The sequence below is a fragment of the Agrobacterium sp. LAD9 genome (assembly GCF_003031125.1).
GTDB lineage: Bacteria > Pseudomonadota > Alphaproteobacteria > Rhizobiales > Rhizobiaceae > Agrobacterium > Agrobacterium radiobacter.
Genome location: NZ_PHGS01000014.1, coordinates 138,378 through 154,083, shown reverse-complemented (window position 1 = coordinate 154,083; position 15,706 = coordinate 138,378). Strand labels below are relative to the sequence as shown.

Sequence of the window (15,706 nt, the reverse complement as noted above, 5' to 3'; positions counted from 1 at the left end):
ACGCGCTCCTAAAGTGACACGTCTATGACGAGACGTCCGCATGTGAAGTTTTCACACATCGCGAGTCGGGTATGTTTGAACTTTTTGGCCTTATAGCCCGAGAAACGCAGCCCGCACCGCGAGCAACCGGGTTTATCGGACGACTTCACTTGCGACCACACAATACGGTCGTCTCGACCTTGCCGCGCCGAATATCGGGCAATAACGCGTTTTTCATCGACTGTGGCTCCCTCCGGAGAAACGTACGGGCCATCCTTTGTTTCCAGAGCCTTCCGGAGATCGTTCATTCGGTTCCATGGCGTTCTGGTGCCGAGGATGGTCCACCATGCGTCGGACCACTGAGCCTGGGGTGTCCCCGGTGCGAGTGCCGCCTCGTTGAGTCTTCCGGCGGTCGGCTCGCCTCGCAGTGAAAACTCCTCATTCACCTCGCCACCGTTCCAAGCCTGAAGATATGCGTGCATATCCTGGCTCTTGGTGGGGTCACCGATAGCCAATCTGCATACTGTTACGGCCACGCATTCATCCAGCCCGGAGAAATCGACATCAGCTGGTCTCGATCCCGCAACGGCCTGCAGCCACTTCGTCAACAATCGAGGGATAAGCTCCTCGCCGAGCGAACTGCGCGGTGCGATCCTGGCGATCATATCGAAGATCAGGAAGAGGCCAGGACTGCGGGACGGTCCCGGAACGCGCGTCACCTCTTCGAATAGGCGGCTAAAGGCCAGTTCCATGACCTGTGGCTTCACCCTCTTGGGCTGTTCGCCTCCCGTGTTCCTGCCTGATCCCTTCGCCCGCTTAACTGACGGGTTTTCGGGAGATACGTCATCGTCGTCGGCATCGTCCCCGCTATCGTCGTTGGCGGCCGGAAGCGTCGTGGCGAGCATGCGAACCAGCGCGTCGATCAAGTCGTTGCCATTGCTGACGACACCCGACCCCTTGCTGGTCCCCTCCAACAGCGAAAGCGCGTCTCCACTCCCGAAGGCATTTGCAATATTCAAGCCGACCGATTGCTCGCGGTCCGGTCTGCCGCCCCCAGTCCGTTCCGCCGCCTCAACGAAGGCCCGAGGGTCTTTTGACACGTAGTCCATGATCGCGGTGAGGTCGTTAAGGGTTTCTAGGCCTGCGATCATACGGCCGATCGATCTCGCGATGGGGCCACGCCTGTTCATCGCGTCGATGAACCCGCGCAAAATGAGCCAACCACGTATTTCAGTCGTTTCCCTAGACAGGATCACCTGAACGGAGGAGGCTACGCGAACGGGATCGAACGATACGGGCGGCCCAAGGGCAAAATTACCTTGTTCGTCGATGGTCACGTCCGGCCCGGTTTCCCTGCGCGCACCCCATGCCAGCACCGCGCTCCAGGTCCCGGCGTGGTTTCCACCGCCCATGACACGGCCTCGGATCGAGCCGCTTTCGTATTCCACGGATAATGAGGCGCGTTCCTCTTCCTGCGGAGCTTCTTCCCCCGTGGTCTCGCAACTCTGGGCACTCGCGAGCGTCCATCCAAACAGGGGCGCGTTGTCATGGATGCGAGCGACAACAGCCTCTACGTTCGCCGTGCCGAGGGCTTGGATAGTGGCGTTGGCGCTTCCGCTAACTATGAGGCGACCGCGGCGGCAGCCGATATCGAAGACCTTTGAATGCAGGGATCGTCCGTCGTTGAACTCATCGCACGAAACGGGCCGGGCGCTCAAACCAGCCGCTGCGGCGGCTACAAAATCGAACACCGACGGCGCTCGCGGCGGAACGGCCACGCTGATTTTCTGACATCCAGTGGCTGCGGACAGCGCAGCGACACCGTTGTGGGCCGAGAAAAACGGAGAGACCACCGTAAGTTCTTCCGCGCCGCCCAGTTCTTGGACAAGTGCCGCGATCTGCTCAGTCAGCGGGCCAGCCATCGTGTGCAGGAGACGACTTGTCCCCGCGCCCGCGACGAGCGATGCCTTGCGAGCCAAAGCTACAAAGCTATGTAGGTCGGGCGGGCGGAGGCATTCAAGAAGGCCGTTCGGTCTGGCTTCCTTCTGTATCGCCTCGATCAGGTCGGCAAGTCCAGAGAAACACGAGGAGTCCCGGCCAGGTCTCAAGACCTCGAGAACCTCATTGTTGTAACCCCAGCCGCCGAATGTAAGGTTCCCTGAGCCGACAGTAGCGCGTACCTCACCATCCTTATCCGCGAATAGGCCAATTTTCGGATGAAACACACCGGTCTTGCACTTAACTGTGACCAGATCGTAGTCCCGACCGATTCCAACTGCGCCGACATCTGCCAAGGAAGCGCGATATCCGGCGAGATCGGTAACGACCGTGAAGTTGCGGTAGCTTTTGTTGACGGCCGCCAGCGGGATGGCCTCGAGGAAGGAGAGGCTCAACGAATATGTCGTGAAGAACACCGACGACCATGGATGCGATGCCAATAGATCGCGCGGCGAAAACCAATGCTCTGACAAAAATTCCCCCGAATCCCAACCTGCTCCGACGAGTGATGTACAACTTTTTCGCGTAGGCTGGAAGAGTGCACCCGGCAACTATGGGATCAGGATTTCTTCAGTCTTACTGTGGCGACTTTTGGTTGGCCCCCTGTTCGTTCTACATCCAATGTGCCGGAATCCTCGAACAGATCGCTCAGTCTCGCATATCCATAGTTACTTGCGTCGATGCGCGCCGACACGGGAGGTTCATACGACCATCTTCTTCCGCTGATGTCTCGACGGCCTAACGGCGCATCTCCCAGCGCGGCTTTGTCCAGCTTGCCGCTTGCGGCCATTCCGCAAGCGTCCGCGTAGTGATCGCGCATGACGAAGGCGGCGAAAATGATCCAACCGAACTGATGGTGTCGACAAACGCGATGAAGCTGGTCGAGCCGATCACGCGAAAGGTTAGTTTTCATGAACTCGCTTACTTTGATGGAGACGACATCGATGAATTGATCGCAGCGCGTACGACACTGATGGACGATGAGCAGGCTGACATCCTGGAAAGGGCCATCAGGGTAGGCAAGGACGGCACGGCGCTAGAACCTTGGTGAGATGGAGTGGAAATGGCGTTAGGCGGGCTCTTTCGCAACATAGATGCCGCTAGTCGGCATCCGTGCTTTAACTACTGTCACGACCCTGCGCATGCGTCTAGCGGGCCATCACTTCCTCCAGAACTGGACTGCCGTGGGTTAGTCGACGACGATCGCAACCTTCGACGACCAGAATTCGCCCGGCGCTTGGATGAAAATGGACGTCACGCCACTGATCGATGAGTATTTCTCCCGGAAGCGTTCGAAGGACGCCTCCAGCTTCGCGTCGTTGAGTTTCTCAATTATCGCTTTGCTCGACTGCTTACCGACTAACGACCTGATGCCGTCGACGTCCTCCGTGTTCACCGTCATCGGGAAGAAGACACCGACCCACGTGCCCATGAGATCAAGGGCCGAGACATAGGCCGTTTTTTCGCTTTTGAGTTCGATGGGCGGTTCGCTGTCGTCCACGACACTGAACATGCCATCGGTCGTTTCCAAAACGCGCGCGAGGTAGCTCAATTGTCTACTCTTGTCGCGCGCTCGAGCCATCGGAAACCCTATGTCCTCCAGATCGGCATACGACAAGATTTTGCGAACCAGGCCTGCAAGGTTTGCGTACTGGTCAAACTTGTCGAAGGCTCGCGGCGGTTCGTCGACTTCCATGGCGAGCGGTTCGCGATCGTCTGCAAACAAGGTGACACGGAACCTCCCGCGGGCGAGGATGCCGTTGAATAGAAGGTAGTCCTCCCATGTCTTGGCCGTGTGGTGATCGGCCAGAGAAAAGTTATCAGGGTACCTGTAGGTCCATCCGCCGCCGCCAAGGATGATACGACCGAGCGGGGTTTGCGCCGAGAGCCTGATGTTGTCTTCGCTCAAGATTGGCGGGCCGATCATCGCAATGCTAGCTATTGTCTTCACCGTTGTTCCGGTGACCGTCGACTTGAGTTCGAGTGTACCATGGAGGCCGTGGTGCGGTTCGAAATGCAGGGTGCCTGGACCAGAAGCGTCCTCGACGGGGAGCGGAATCGAAAATCGGTTCTCGAAGAGATTGACGTTGTCGGCGGATAGGGGGGATAGGCCTAGAAACTGGTCCGCGAGATCATTTTCCGACCTCCTCGTCACGCTGAAGTGTAGTGTGAACCTCGACTGGTCGAAGCCGAGTTCGTCCAATTGCCGTATCTTTTCCTTTGCATAGTCGGCCATGCCTGCGCCAGGCAACGCCATCAATGTCTGGGCGAGTTCGGTCTTTGAGGCCTCGACCCATGAGACATTCGGCACCTTGATCGAGATCGAATTCTTATGGGGCTGAACGTGTCCCCTTGTCGACGCACGCCGCATGCGCTTGAGGATCGACGCGAGCTGGTCATCCAATAGGTGTATGATCGCCATCGATTTGATGGTGTCGTCAGCCCCAATCCTGAAAACGCATATAATCGCCGGCCTGGTATCTTTCGTGAGGCGCTCGGCGACCGACATCGAGATGCGTACGGTGCTGTTCTTGGCAAGGATTGTCTTGACCTGAGCGATGATCTGCGTGGGCGCAGGCCGTTTGTCTAGGGATCGCTCCGGCGTCGCAGGCTGCAACGATGTCTCGACGACGAAGTCTTTTCCAGTCTTGTCGGGGAACACCGTGCTACACTTCAGCTTGGCCTGCAAGCAGAGGGCATTGAAATGCCCTTCGCCGATCGCGCCGAGTCGATCGAGCTCTTCGCCCTCCACCGGCTCGTCGCGTTGTCCATGTTGAAGATGCATTCGGTGCCTCCGAACCTGCCGCGCTGATAACAACCTGCGATAGATACCTCTGACTAAGACTTACTACTAGCCTTTGCTAGGATTTCCACGCCAAAGATGCCGGCGGCGATTGGAAATTTTACACGAGTGGAAAATCGGAGTTCGCGGCTCGTGCTGTTGAACAGGCGGCTGCCCTAGCAGCGGCGAGAGCTTGCAATTCGATGAGTGTTCTTCTGCTGAACCAATCACCGTTTGTCGCTGATGTAGAGGTAACGGTCGACAAAGACGCCGCTTTCCCCGAGCTGTTTCCGATAAACTTCTTCTCTGTCGTGCACTCGTAGCGCGACTTTTTGCGATGGTATGTTTTCGGGGCTCGTGATGCTGACCACTCTCGGTAAACCGAGGCTGTGAAATGCATAGTCGCGGCAGGCGATTGCTGCCTCGGTTGCGAAACCGTTTCCCCAGAAATCACGCCATAAATGATAGCCTATTTCTGGCTCGGGACCCGCGGGGGTTTCCTGTAGTGTAATCCCGCAATCGCCAATGACTTCTTCAGAGGAGGTATCGATGACAGCCCAAAGGCCGAAGCCATGTCGGTCGTAGCTATCGAACGCGAGTTTTTGAAACCATGTGCGGATTTCCGAGGGTGACTTGGTACCCGGATAAAACCGCATACATTCGGGGTCGGCGTATATCCTCCCAAGCGAAACGAGATCGGTCTCCTCGATCCTGCGTAGACACAGTCGCTCCGTTGTCAGAATGATCGACACGCTACCTCCATTTCTCCTGCCCATATTACCCCCTTGGTGGACAGAACGCGGCATTGACCAGGGTTTCAAATCGGAACGAACGCAAACGTTCATTTACCACAAGGCGGATTGTCGAATTCCGCGCCGCGTATATGTCGTCTTTGCCATTATGTATCCGGGGATAACAACAACCGATGAGGTGACATGATGTCAATCAACTCGGGTCATGCTCGATATTTCCCGCGACCCACACCCACTACCGTCAGCCCATTGGAACGGGCTATCATGCAGCTAGAGAAGATGATCGACTCGCAAAGACTGAGTGCGCTACCGGCACCGTTTGCCCTTCACAAAGCCAAACGCATTCTCGAACGATGCCACCAAGGGAGGCCGTCGCCGAGTGGCGCGCATGAATGCATGCCAAGCTGAGAATAGCGGTCGGACATCGTTTGCGCGCCCCCGTAAGTTATGCACGTCAACGGTGCAGTCAAGGTCTGCTCAGTTTGACCATGACGACCTTGGCGTGATCGCCGATTCGTTCCACATCCAGTATGCCAGAAGCTTCGGCCAGATCGCTCAGCCTCGCATATCCGTAGTTCCTAGCGTCAAAGTCAGGTGACTGCTTGGCTAGATGCGCACCAACACGAGCGAGGTTCGCACGGCCATCTTCTTCCGCTGATGCGTCGACGGCTTTGCGGAGCATCTCCAGAGCGGCTTTGTCCAGCTTGCCGCCGGCGGCCACGCCCTGTGATGCAGGAGCCTTTTCTGGCCCGAGTTTTCCGTTTGACACTGAAGCTTTAGGCTTTGCCGCCGCTTTGGCTTGGGTGATGGCCGGTGCGTCGCCTGCGGTCACTGAACTGAGGACATCGACGTAGATGAATTTGTCGCAGGCCGTGATGAATGGACGAGGCGTCTTGCGTTCGCCGAAACCATATACAGTGATACCTTGCTCTCTGATGCGCGACGCCAACTTGGCAAAGTCACTATCGCTGGAGACTATGCAAAAGCCTGAAAAACGCCCGGTATAGAGCAAGTCCATGGCGTCGATGATCATCGCGCCGTCGGTCGCATTCTTGCCCGTCGTATAAGCAAACTGCTGCACGGGTTGGATAGAATGCTCTAGGAGACACTCTTTCCAACCATTGAGATTGGGCTTCGTCCAATCTCCGTAGATTCGTCTAACACTAGCCGTTCCGTAGTTGGCGAGTTCGGCCAGAAGGCCCGAGATGATCTTCGGAGACGCATTGTCGCCATCGATTAGTAAAGCCAGCGGGTCGGTTGCCATACATACTCTTTCCTTCGTCGCGAGACCACGACATCCTGATTTTACGTTTCTTCGTGCCTTTCCAGGTTGAGAATAGGGAGTAAAAACTTAGCCGGGTCTTCAACATGGATGCCATCCTCGTAGAACCGATTCAGTATTTGTCTACCGACTGGTATATAACTCTTTCCGCGCACTTGGCGAAGGACTGGGCTTGAGTAGCATCACCAGGCATCCCTGTTTCTGTTGCGGAGAAATCCATCTCCGCGACGATGACCCTACCAGTGGACGTCAAGACGTACGCATATAGGCGGGAATCTTCGGACATTTCTGACGTCATGCCAAAAACGGACGGATTGTCGAACCGAGTGAACGCAGCGTGCCCTGCCGTCTCGTGCGAGCTGATCTCTTTGGCCAAGGTGTTGTCGTCACTCGTTCCTACATATGCCTTTTTCACGGGAATGACGGTTTCAACGTCCTTCTTGTCCGTCTTCGATAGGAAAGACGATAGAAAGTGAATCGGGACCTGTTTTTCTGTTACGGGAGGAAATCGCAATCCGTAGGTGAAAGCGAGATGATATTCAAATCCGTCCTCATCCCAATAGGCACTGTATTCCAATTCGCAATAGAAGATGCGCTTTGGATCAGACAGGTAAGGCTTCGATTGGAAATCAGTATGAACCGCGGCATTCTTTGCGTTTACAATTTGTGGCTTGACGGCACCTGCTGATGCCGCGGACAAAATACCCACGGCGCTCACGAAAATTGCGGCTTTAAATATAGACATTCGATCCCCCAGAAAACGACATCAAATGTCGCCCCAATTTATGGAGATTTTCTCAACGATCATTTCCTAAAGTAGCGTGTTCAAGCGAAGTAGATGTTTGGGTAAACACAGAGGTTTCCAGGGGATGACACGTATAGCCGTCGCAACGTTGGTCGCATTTATGATGTTCGCTACATCAGGTAGCGCAGCATGGTTTGCGCGATTGGACAGCGGAGACCGCCTCGCGATTACGGGAATCGCTACTGACAAAGACGGTGTTTCATCCACCGTCACGTTGACATGCGCCGATGGGTGGTTTGCAGTTGAGGTTTTAACGCGGTCGAACGCACAATTGGTTGATTTGTCCTCTTACTCCGGAACGAAAGTCGCAATCTCATACAAGGTAAGAGGCGGCGAGGTTAAAAAAATGCAAGTCGAAGGCGTTCCTAAGCTCGTCGCAGGCGGTATCCTTGGCATCGTCAGCGATTTATCGGTTGAACAATCGAGGGCAGTTTTTGCTTCTATTGCCAGAGGATATCCCCTCGATATTGAGATTGCGCATCCCGACCTGATATATGATGTCGGAAGAAAACATATTGCGGCCGAAAACTTTTCGCAGGCAACAATTGCGATTAGTGACCATTGCCAAGGACTGAAATCGACCGGTTGATTATCCGGATGTCGGTTCCGCCATCTTCTCAGCATGAGCCGTCACGAGCATGGCAATCAAATGCACGGTATTCCGCGCTCCGTACCTGATCTTCAAACGCTCGATGCGGTGTTCTACCGTTCGTGGCGACGCCCCCAGCGTTTCGGCGATTTCTTTCGCCGTGGCCCCTTCTATCAAAAGCTGGACGATGGCTTCGTCGGCGACATCGAGTTTCTCATGTTGCTGGGGCGAGCTAAGCAGGAATTGGGCGTAGGACGATGAGATGACCCATTGCGGTCTCGACGTATTTTTCTGCGGGATGAGAATTCGATCATAACCGAGGTTGACGCCGAATAGCCGCGTCTTGACCAATTCCATGGATGGCTGCTGCGATTCCATGACCTGGCGAAGTCTCGGAATAACCGCATCTTCCATGTATTTCTGGTCTTTGAAATCTTCGACATAACAGTCGGCGAAAATTTTACTGATGTTCAAAATACGAGAAGTGAACCCGGAATGCCTGATGGCTTTCATGTGCCATTTCTTTGGATTGTCGCTTGTCACTGTGAACAGGGTCAGTCGCATCTTGATCGAAAGATGGCCGAGGATGTCGTTGTAAACTGCCTCCGGCCTGGCGACATCTTCGGGGCTGGTTTGGAGCCAGTTGTCTATCATCGTGCGCGTAACCGCACTGAACGGTGTCTCTTTGGCCATTGTCGAAAATATGAAATCCATAAATTGATGTCTGCCAATAGTCGGATTCCATGATGCCGCACAGGGTGTTTTTACCCTGGCCTTTCAGCGTCATGTTCACGATGTGCCGAAGAACGAAGTCCTGAATTTCGTCGCAGGGTAAATTCCCCCTCGGAAATTCTCTCATCGGTAAGACGGCTCCCCGATTGTCCGCGACGGGGCGATTTCGGCCCCATCGTATTATCTACAAGGGGCTGGTTTTGACACATACGCATGAAAACCCGATTCCGTCCGTGGACAGGAACAAAGTCGTAATTTCGGCAGTACTGGCTGCGCTCTCGGTTGCGACAATTTCACTTCCGATCGCCAATCTCAAGGTCATGGGTTTCAGTGGCGGCCTGGCGCTTCCTTCGCCTCATCTTCTTGGCGGCGTCGCATACCTCCTGCCGTTGGCCTTTTTCGCTGGTATCGGCAGCCGACTGGCACCGCAATTGCGACCATATCAACGGGTCGTCGAGATTGCAGCTCCGGCGGTCGCCGTAGGGAGCGCGATCTACGTCATCGCAACGCTGCTGAATGGCATGGATGAGATGACTAACGCGAATAGGCAAATGTCGCAGATGCTGGGCTCAGCGGCCGCGCGTCAGTTTTCGATGTCTGGCGGACTGTCACTGGGCAGCGGTAGCGTTGCACTTGGACTGCTCGTACTCGGCAGCGTGTGGCAGGCCTGGACTGGTCGTCGATAATCGCGAAATCCGCGTTTCTTCTGGAGCATCAAATGAAAAACATCATTTTATCGGCCCTGCTTTTAAGTGCGGCGACGGCGGCTTCCCATGCCGCAGAATTCGACATTAACGGAATGGCGCTCGGCATGAATGCCGATCAGGTTGTCGCCAGGTATCAGGAACTGCGTCCAGACGGCCAATACAGCTTCTCGAAATGGAAGCTTCCGGAAGGCACTGAGTGGGTTGCGAACGGACGGACCTTGTACAATGACCTGAGCCGTCCTGACGACATGGAACACGAACGCATGCAGTTTGCCTTCACGGGGCCCGGAAGCGGCAACAAACTCTTCGCTGTTCGTCGTGAACTGAAATTCAGGCCATCGGAACGTCCCTCCACGGACGCGGTCTATGCAGCAGCCGTGGAAAAATACGGCGAACCGTCATATGCGAACAAAGACGGGAACAGCATCTGGGCGGCTTGGAAATTCACATCTGCCGATGCGCCTGCTGAGAAAATCAAGTCATCGCTCGGCTGTATCGGGACGAATGACTTCCCAGTAGGACTGGATGACCATACCGCGGGAAAAGCCAAAAAGAGCGCGGCCTTCTGCGGCTTGTACATTGAGTTTTCAGTCCGCGGGTCCGAGACCGGTCTCGCAACTGAACTCGACATGGGTATGATGAACCACCTTGATCTCGTCCGTGATTTCGACGTCGACAACCAGGATGCCCGAAAAAGGATAGATGCTGCGAGGGCGAAGAACACGAGTAGCGCCGCTCCCGCACCCAAGCTCTGACAGAGCCCACACTTGAAACCACGTCATGATTTGCGCGGTCGCCTGCCGCCCATGCCGCGCGACACGAGTGCCGACCGCCTTTCCACGGTGGTCGGTATCGTCAAGATTACAGGAGTTCGCCGCATGCAATCGACCGTCATCACATCTATCTTTCTGCTGTCGATCTTGGCTTCGACCGCCGCTGCGGACAGGGCCGCTAGTCGTGAAGAGTTCCGGGGGCGCTGGTCACGGGACTGCGGCAATGACCAAACCTGCCACCTCGATATCGATGACATGAAATCGAGAACGGTGGTGCAGGTCACCTTCTCAATCGAGGGCAAGGGCGCAACGTGCGCCTGGTCGGTTGATGCGGTCTACGATAAGGGGTTCGGTGGTCCTGTGGCTCAAGACCCTCACGGCAACTACTATTTCTATCTGACGCGTCAAAAGGACGGTCGCCTCTATTCATCCGGCACGATGTTGCCGACCTGCGGCCCTCAACCGACCGATCAATACTTCACCTCGGACGCGCAGACGTCGGTCGACAACCGTGAAGTCTTCGACCACAACGGATCGGTGGTGATCGTGTCACCCAGTAAGGGAACCATCATCTATCGCGATCCCCAAAAGTCGATCGCGGGCACCGTCAAACCAGGTGCTTTACTATTCAAAGCCAACTCGCCTTGGGACCCGTACAACGATAATGCTGTGATCCGTGGAACCGCTTATGTCTTCAAGGAGGGCTGCGATCCTGCTCAGTATAGGGTTTCTGGCCATCAGCAAGGATGGCACACCCTTGTTTTAAAAGGGGCTGCGCCTGTGCGGGAGAAAAACGGGTGCAAGGTTGTCGACTACAAAATGAACAGTAATTCCACCCTCAAGTTTGTCAGTTGGGGCGACTGATCCGTCACGAGATGCGGCCGTCACCTTCTCATGGTTAACAGTGGAACTATCGAGTTTGACCTTGCACGCGCCTTCATCTTCTCAATACGGCGACACGTCGCCGCGGTAGTCCGCCAAGCCCAGCGAACCGAAGATCGGCAGCAGACTAATCTGCTACAACGATGTCGTGCCGCGGCTTTCTATCAACCTTAAATTCCGGCCTAACATAGATCGCTTGAGATATCGCGTGATCAAATGCCCCCAGATGGTGATCGAAATGATCGAGCAACCGTTCGCAGGCCTCAACGCACTTCTGCTGGTTTGAGATTGGTCGATGATGATAGAGGCTATTCCTCATATCTAGGATTTCCTTCGTCAGATTGATGAAATCCTGCTTGACGATTTGAGGAATATCTCCCTTTTTTCCTCGGAATACCTGCATGATTTGAGCCCAGGAATGTTCGCCTAAGTATCTGAGCTGGCCGAACGTCGCTTCGCTCAAGAACTCCAATCCGCAAGTTATCGTCGAAGCATTTTTCCCCTCTTTGGCGTTGATCGACATGATTATCTTACCGACGGAGTTCGAGAATTTGCTGCCTGGAACAGGGACCCCGTTGATGTCGGCAACGTCTTTGAATTCTTTTCCCGAGTTAAGAGCTGCACAATAAGGCAACCACCATTGGTCGGTCCCGAAAATGCGATACATCTCACAGGCAAGTTGGCCCCGAAGTGCTCCCTCGGTTGCCATAAGAAACGGAAACATTGCGGCCATTTCTTTGGTTTTTCGGTTGTAGATTCTCATAAGTGCTGCGCGGCTAGGCTCCTCTTGCGAGACTGCAGGGTCCTTGTCGGTAGCCTCGACGGCCTCAACGAGGCAGTCCCTGAGAAGCTCAGGGTGGCATCTTCTCAAATCCGTCAAAATCGGTTGGTACTGGTGAGATTGAAGGGTTTTCTTGAAATATTTGCCCAGCAATTCCAGAATTGCGGCTTGATGATTAGGCGTAGACATTGGGCCTCGGTATTGACACACGCGTATCGGACACTATTATCACAGTCACTCGGTCGGCGGCGACATTTCGATGAAGCGAAGCTCGGTTACGGGACGCCGGAAGAGTCTAAACAAACTTTTGGGGGTGCTGCGGAAACGTATGTACCCCCGCCCAATTCTGGGCACATCATTCTATCTCCTATTTAAAATCCTTATCTCATTCGACTGTCGGTGCTTTGCGCCGCAAACCTCTGCGCTCATTTCAGGTCGCTATCGTCCGGGTAGCCTCTACGCTCACAGTTATTCAAGGCCTAGATGGCGACGATGATCACCATTACCGATCTATTTCCGACGACGAGGGTGTGATTCTCGTCGCCAAGGATGTGGACCGATCGTCACGTCATATCGTCGAAACCGCCAACAGCGGCAACTACGGATGCGTCTGATTACGTCTGTCGCCAGCCACGTGACTGCAACCCACTATGAGCTGCCCTCATCTGACTCGGCCGGTCGCCGTTAGCTGGTAGCTACGGCAATCCCTCTTCGTCAACCGGCGGTCGGCTGTCGAGTCCGGAACCACAGATACAGAATGCCAATTGGCGCGATGACAATTGCGCACGCCCAGAGGAGGAGGTTTACAAGCAACTTGAGCATGAACAGGACGATCGCATTCATAAAAAGAATGTTGTTCCCGAGGGCGAGGTTGCGGAGTTCATCCCAAACCAACTTGGAGAAAGGAAAAAGCAACGTACTCGCCAATGAAAATATGACCAACGCGACAGGTGACCCGGTTTGAGCCTCAACGCTCAGCATGCTCATCATCAGGGCAAACACGACGACACCCATCAGATAGGATCGAATGAGGTAGGACGGCTGCACTCCGCCAAAAATGCGACGCAAGAAATTCATCTTCGGTAATTGCCTCTCCAATTGATAGAAAACTTTGCCTCCAACACCTTTCTAGTAGGCGAGAGGATTCGGTCGACGTTCCCCTGTTTTGCGACGCCGCCATTTCGCGCTGTAGCAGAAATGAAATCTGTCGCCACACCCTGTGGTTCTATTTTTGTTGATTTACTGAAACAACGTTAACGCATTCTGCGGCTGCGCCTGCAACGCGTTGAGCTTGGTGGACGCCTCATCCATGTCTGCGTCGACAAGACGTCCGATGCTTCTGTCGATTGAATCCGACAGGCGGGATACAAAGCCTTTTCGCAAGTCGATGCGGGTTCGTACAGCTCCAGGTTACAGCAAAACGACCGTCCACGGAGGTTCGTACGCAACGCTTCGACGACTGGACATTGCGTTGCGTCGTTGCGGCTGGAACGGACCATAAGGTGCCACAAAAAGCATCCTGCGAAATCGCCCAGCCACTGATGGTCGATCAGGGCGGCAAGCCTGTCGAGGTGTTGAACCTCGCCATTTCCCGCGCCAACGACAAGGCAGGCAAGGCGAACTGGGTGCTCTTAGCCTGCACCGTCCCGGATACGGAATTGTGGGCTTCCCAGTTGAGTGAAACCTACGAAGCCGAGTCTAGGTTTTTGACGATCAATAGTGGAACTATCGATTTTACGCCAGCACGCGCCTTCATCCTCTCAATGCGGTGCTCCACGGTTCGTGGGGAGAGTTCGATAATGTGGCCGACCTCGCGCGCGGACAGCCCTTCTCGCAGTAGCTGGATAATTGACAGATCAATGTCGTCGAAACGAACGTCTTGCACGACGGCTGAGATGGAGTGGACCTCACCGAGAATGACACACCACGTCTTTTTTGCCGACGGATCGGGTACGACGATGCCGCTGGCGACAACCCTCGTATCCTGAAATACTCGATCGATCCTTCCAGTAATCGGTCGCCCGTCTCCGACCGCCTTTTCGCAGGCTTCAATAATGTGTCGCTCGAGACCCCTCGAAACGTCACGGAGGCTACCGGCCGCTTGGAGACCTTTGGCGTCTACCAGACTCGTTGGAATCCCATATTGTTGGACGAAATCCATGTACCAGTCGGGCGGTGCTCTCGCCATGTCAACGACGATTAACGCCATGTTGACTTTGAGGAGGTCTTTCACGGAACGGCAGATTACGTCTGAAGAGACCGATTGGCTCGAGCTTTCCAGCCACGCGTCCGTGAGTCGCCTCACGAGATCGGAAAATGAGACATTAGGCTTCAATTGATGTCCGTCAAAGCGGACAGAAACGAACGGTTTTGTCACGACGGACCTGAGGCTGTCGTTCTACGCGTAATTGCCTCTCATTGTTAAATTCAAGACTTGAACGAGAGACTGGATGCCCCTCCCGCGAAACCGTTCGTTTCTGTCAAGTCGTGATCTGGAATGTGTGAAATGGAAGGCTTCATCGGCGACATGACAAGGATCGGTTACGCGCGCGTTTCAACAGTTGACCAGCATCTTGATTTACAGAGAAACGCACTACGTCTGGCGGGGTGCGAACGTATATTCGAAGACCACGGCGTCTCAGGAAGCCTCCAGCAAAGAGGCGGCCTGACTTCGATGCTGAAGGCGCTTCGACGCGGCGATATTCTGGTCGTCTGGAGGCTTGATCGTCTCGGAAGGTCGATCACCCATCTGATTTCCATGGTCGAAACTCTGAAACGCCGTGGAGTCGGCTTCGTGTCCCTGACTGAAAGCATAGATACGTCGTCGGCGGGCGGTCAGTTGATATTCCATATCCTCGCCGCGCTTGCCGAATTCGAGAAGTCGCTGATCCGAGAGCGAACCATCGCCGGCATTGCGGCTGCGAGAGCACGAGGTAAATTGCCCGGGCGGCGTCCTGCGCTTACCGAGGGACAATGCAGGGAAATCAGTGCTGTTCTGAATGCCGGCGCATCCGTTCGGGAAGTCGCTCGAAAGTACAACGTTCATCCTCGGACGGTCGTCCGGGGGATACGCCGGTTGGCGTGAAGCTGAGTTGGTCCGCCTGCCCAAATCCTCCGGGATTAAAGAACCTGTGGCAATGCGAGCGCGAGCGCAGATGATAGGACAATAAACACAGCGAGAACGATCGACTTCATCGCGCTCCTATCTCTCCTCCTTCTTACGATAACTACGAGGAGAGCCAACAAAAAGAGAACCAGCAAGCCGTAATAAGCCGCTCGAAAAACATTGACGAATTGATCGCCGAATGAAGCGTCTTCCAATGGCTTCGGTTGGAGGTCTGCAACCCCGAGAAGAACGATGTAGTAGGCGATGAAGACCGATTGGATGATGGGGTTGCGTCCCCAAATCGCAATCACTGATATGAGGGGGCCGATACCGGCAAACGATATGATTGCATATCCGAGAACTGGGACGGCGGTTGTTTGCCAGAACGCGGCGGAATTCTCGACACTAATCGCAACCCATAAGCAGATTGCAACGGGCACTGCGCATAAGGCGAAAGCCCATTTCAATTCGTATGATGTGACAGTTCCAGGCTTCATGGGGCGACCTCGCATCTAACGTTTGACAGAGATAAAATCAC

General features: G+C 54.7%; 16 protein-coding genes and 1 pseudogene. 6 read left to right on the top strand and 11 right to left on the bottom strand.

What is annotated here, in order from left to right; genetic code table 11:
- Nucleotides 1-8: 8 nt before the first annotated feature.
- Nucleotides 9-2,450, bottom strand: a complete 2,442-nt coding sequence (locus DA915_RS15995) for a hypothetical protein (protein ID WP_153064575.1) — start codon at nucleotides 2,448-2,450, stop codon at nucleotides 9-11.
- A gap of 335 nt (nucleotides 2,451-2,785) precedes the next feature.
- On the opposite strand from DA915_RS15995, the gene DA915_RS15985 reads away from it, so the two are divergent.
- Nucleotides 2,786-3,028 carry a hypothetical protein gene (locus DA915_RS15985; RefSeq protein ID WP_107676573.1) on the top strand — a complete coding sequence of 81 codons (243 nt, stop codon included), beginning with the start codon at nucleotides 2,786-2,788 and terminating at the stop codon, nucleotides 3,026-3,028.
- Nucleotides 3,029-3,166: 138 nt separating this feature from the next.
- On the opposite strand, the gene DA915_RS15980 is transcribed toward DA915_RS15985, so the two are convergent.
- The 4 genes from DA915_RS15980 to DA915_RS15965 form a co-directional block, all read right to left on the bottom strand.
- Nucleotides 3,167-4,762, bottom strand: coding sequence for a hypothetical protein (locus tag DA915_RS15980; RefSeq protein WP_107676572.1), 1,596 nt, complete (start codon nucleotides 4,760-4,762; stop codon nucleotides 3,167-3,169).
- Between the two features lie 224 nt (nucleotides 4,763-4,986).
- On the bottom strand, nucleotides 4,987-5,511 hold the full coding sequence (locus tag DA915_RS15975; RefSeq protein ID WP_107676571.1) for a GNAT family N-acetyltransferase: 525 nt from the start codon (nucleotides 5,509-5,511) through the stop codon (nucleotides 4,987-4,989).
- A 466-nt stretch (nucleotides 5,512-5,977) separates the two neighbouring features.
- On the bottom strand, nucleotides 5,978-6,775 hold the full coding sequence (locus DA915_RS15970) for an NYN domain-containing protein (RefSeq protein ID WP_107676570.1): 798 nt from the start codon (nucleotides 6,773-6,775) through the stop codon (nucleotides 5,978-5,980).
- Nucleotides 6,776-6,905: 130 nt separating this feature from the next.
- Nucleotides 6,906-7,538 (bottom strand): hypothetical protein, encoded by a 633-nt coding sequence (locus tag DA915_RS15965; protein ID WP_107676569.1) that lies wholly within the window; start codon nucleotides 7,536-7,538, stop codon nucleotides 6,906-6,908.
- Between the two features lie 124 nt (nucleotides 7,539-7,662).
- On the opposite strand from DA915_RS15965, the gene DA915_RS15960 reads away from it, so the two are divergent.
- Nucleotides 7,663-8,187 carry a hypothetical protein gene (locus DA915_RS15960; protein WP_107676568.1) on the top strand — a complete coding sequence of 175 codons (525 nt, stop codon included), beginning with the start codon at nucleotides 7,663-7,665 and terminating at the stop codon, nucleotides 8,185-8,187.
- On the opposite strand, the gene DA915_RS15955 is transcribed toward DA915_RS15960, so the two are convergent.
- Nucleotides 8,188-8,880, bottom strand: a complete 693-nt coding sequence (locus DA915_RS15955) for a helix-turn-helix transcriptional regulator (protein WP_107676632.1) — start codon at nucleotides 8,878-8,880, stop codon at nucleotides 8,188-8,190.
- Nucleotides 8,881-9,119: 239 nt separating this feature from the next.
- Here DA915_RS15955 and DA915_RS15950 point away from each other — a divergent pair, with 239 nt between their 5' ends.
- From DA915_RS15950 to DA915_RS15940, 3 genes are read left to right on the top strand one after another with little or no spacing between them, the layout of a single operon-like run.
- Entirely contained in the window at nucleotides 9,120-9,605 is a 486-nt protein-coding gene (locus tag DA915_RS15950) for a hypothetical protein (protein ID WP_138983492.1), read from the top strand.
- 32 nt (nucleotides 9,606-9,637) lie between these two features.
- Nucleotides 9,638-10,381: a hypothetical protein gene (locus tag DA915_RS15945; protein ID WP_003506635.1), complete on the top strand. Its 744-nt coding sequence runs from the start codon at nucleotides 9,638-9,640 to the stop codon at nucleotides 10,379-10,381.
- 12 nt (nucleotides 10,382-10,393) lie between these two features.
- Nucleotides 10,394-11,263 (top strand): hypothetical protein, encoded by an 870-nt coding sequence (locus DA915_RS15940; RefSeq protein WP_153064574.1) that lies wholly within the window; start codon nucleotides 10,394-10,396, stop codon nucleotides 11,261-11,263.
- Between the two features lie 145 nt (nucleotides 11,264-11,408).
- Here DA915_RS15940 and DA915_RS15935 read toward each other — a convergent pair whose 3' ends face one another.
- From DA915_RS15935 to DA915_RS15920, 4 genes and pseudogenes are all read right to left on the bottom strand, one after another.
- The gene (locus DA915_RS15935) at nucleotides 11,409-12,251 is read right to left on the bottom strand and encodes a hypothetical protein (protein WP_107676566.1); all 843 of its coding nucleotides are present in this window, start codon (nucleotides 12,249-12,251) and stop codon (nucleotides 11,409-11,411) included.
- Between the two features lie 525 nt (nucleotides 12,252-12,776).
- Nucleotides 12,777-13,139, bottom strand: coding sequence for a hypothetical protein (locus DA915_RS15930; RefSeq protein ID WP_107676565.1), 363 nt, complete (start codon nucleotides 13,137-13,139; stop codon nucleotides 12,777-12,779).
- A 162-nt stretch (nucleotides 13,140-13,301) separates the two neighbouring features.
- A pseudogene (locus DA915_RS15925) lies at nucleotides 13,302-13,469 on the bottom strand (flagellin); the annotation flags it as partial.
- Nucleotides 13,470-13,746: 277 nt separating this feature from the next.
- Nucleotides 13,747-14,397: an AsnC family protein gene (locus DA915_RS15920; RefSeq protein WP_153064573.1), complete on the bottom strand. Its 651-nt coding sequence runs from the start codon at nucleotides 14,395-14,397 to the stop codon at nucleotides 13,747-13,749.
- 171 nt (nucleotides 14,398-14,568) lie between these two features.
- On the opposite strand from DA915_RS15920, the gene DA915_RS15915 reads away from it, so the two are divergent.
- Nucleotides 14,569-15,147 carry a recombinase family protein gene (locus DA915_RS15915; RefSeq protein WP_107676562.1) on the top strand — a complete coding sequence of 193 codons (579 nt, stop codon included), beginning with the start codon at nucleotides 14,569-14,571 and terminating at the stop codon, nucleotides 15,145-15,147.
- 35 nt (nucleotides 15,148-15,182) lie between these two features.
- On the opposite strand, the gene DA915_RS15910 is transcribed toward DA915_RS15915, so the two are convergent.
- The gene (locus tag DA915_RS15910) at nucleotides 15,183-15,665 is read right to left on the bottom strand and encodes a hypothetical protein (RefSeq protein ID WP_107676561.1); all 483 of its coding nucleotides are present in this window, start codon (nucleotides 15,663-15,665) and stop codon (nucleotides 15,183-15,185) included.
- Nucleotides 15,666-15,706: the final 41 nt, after the last annotated feature.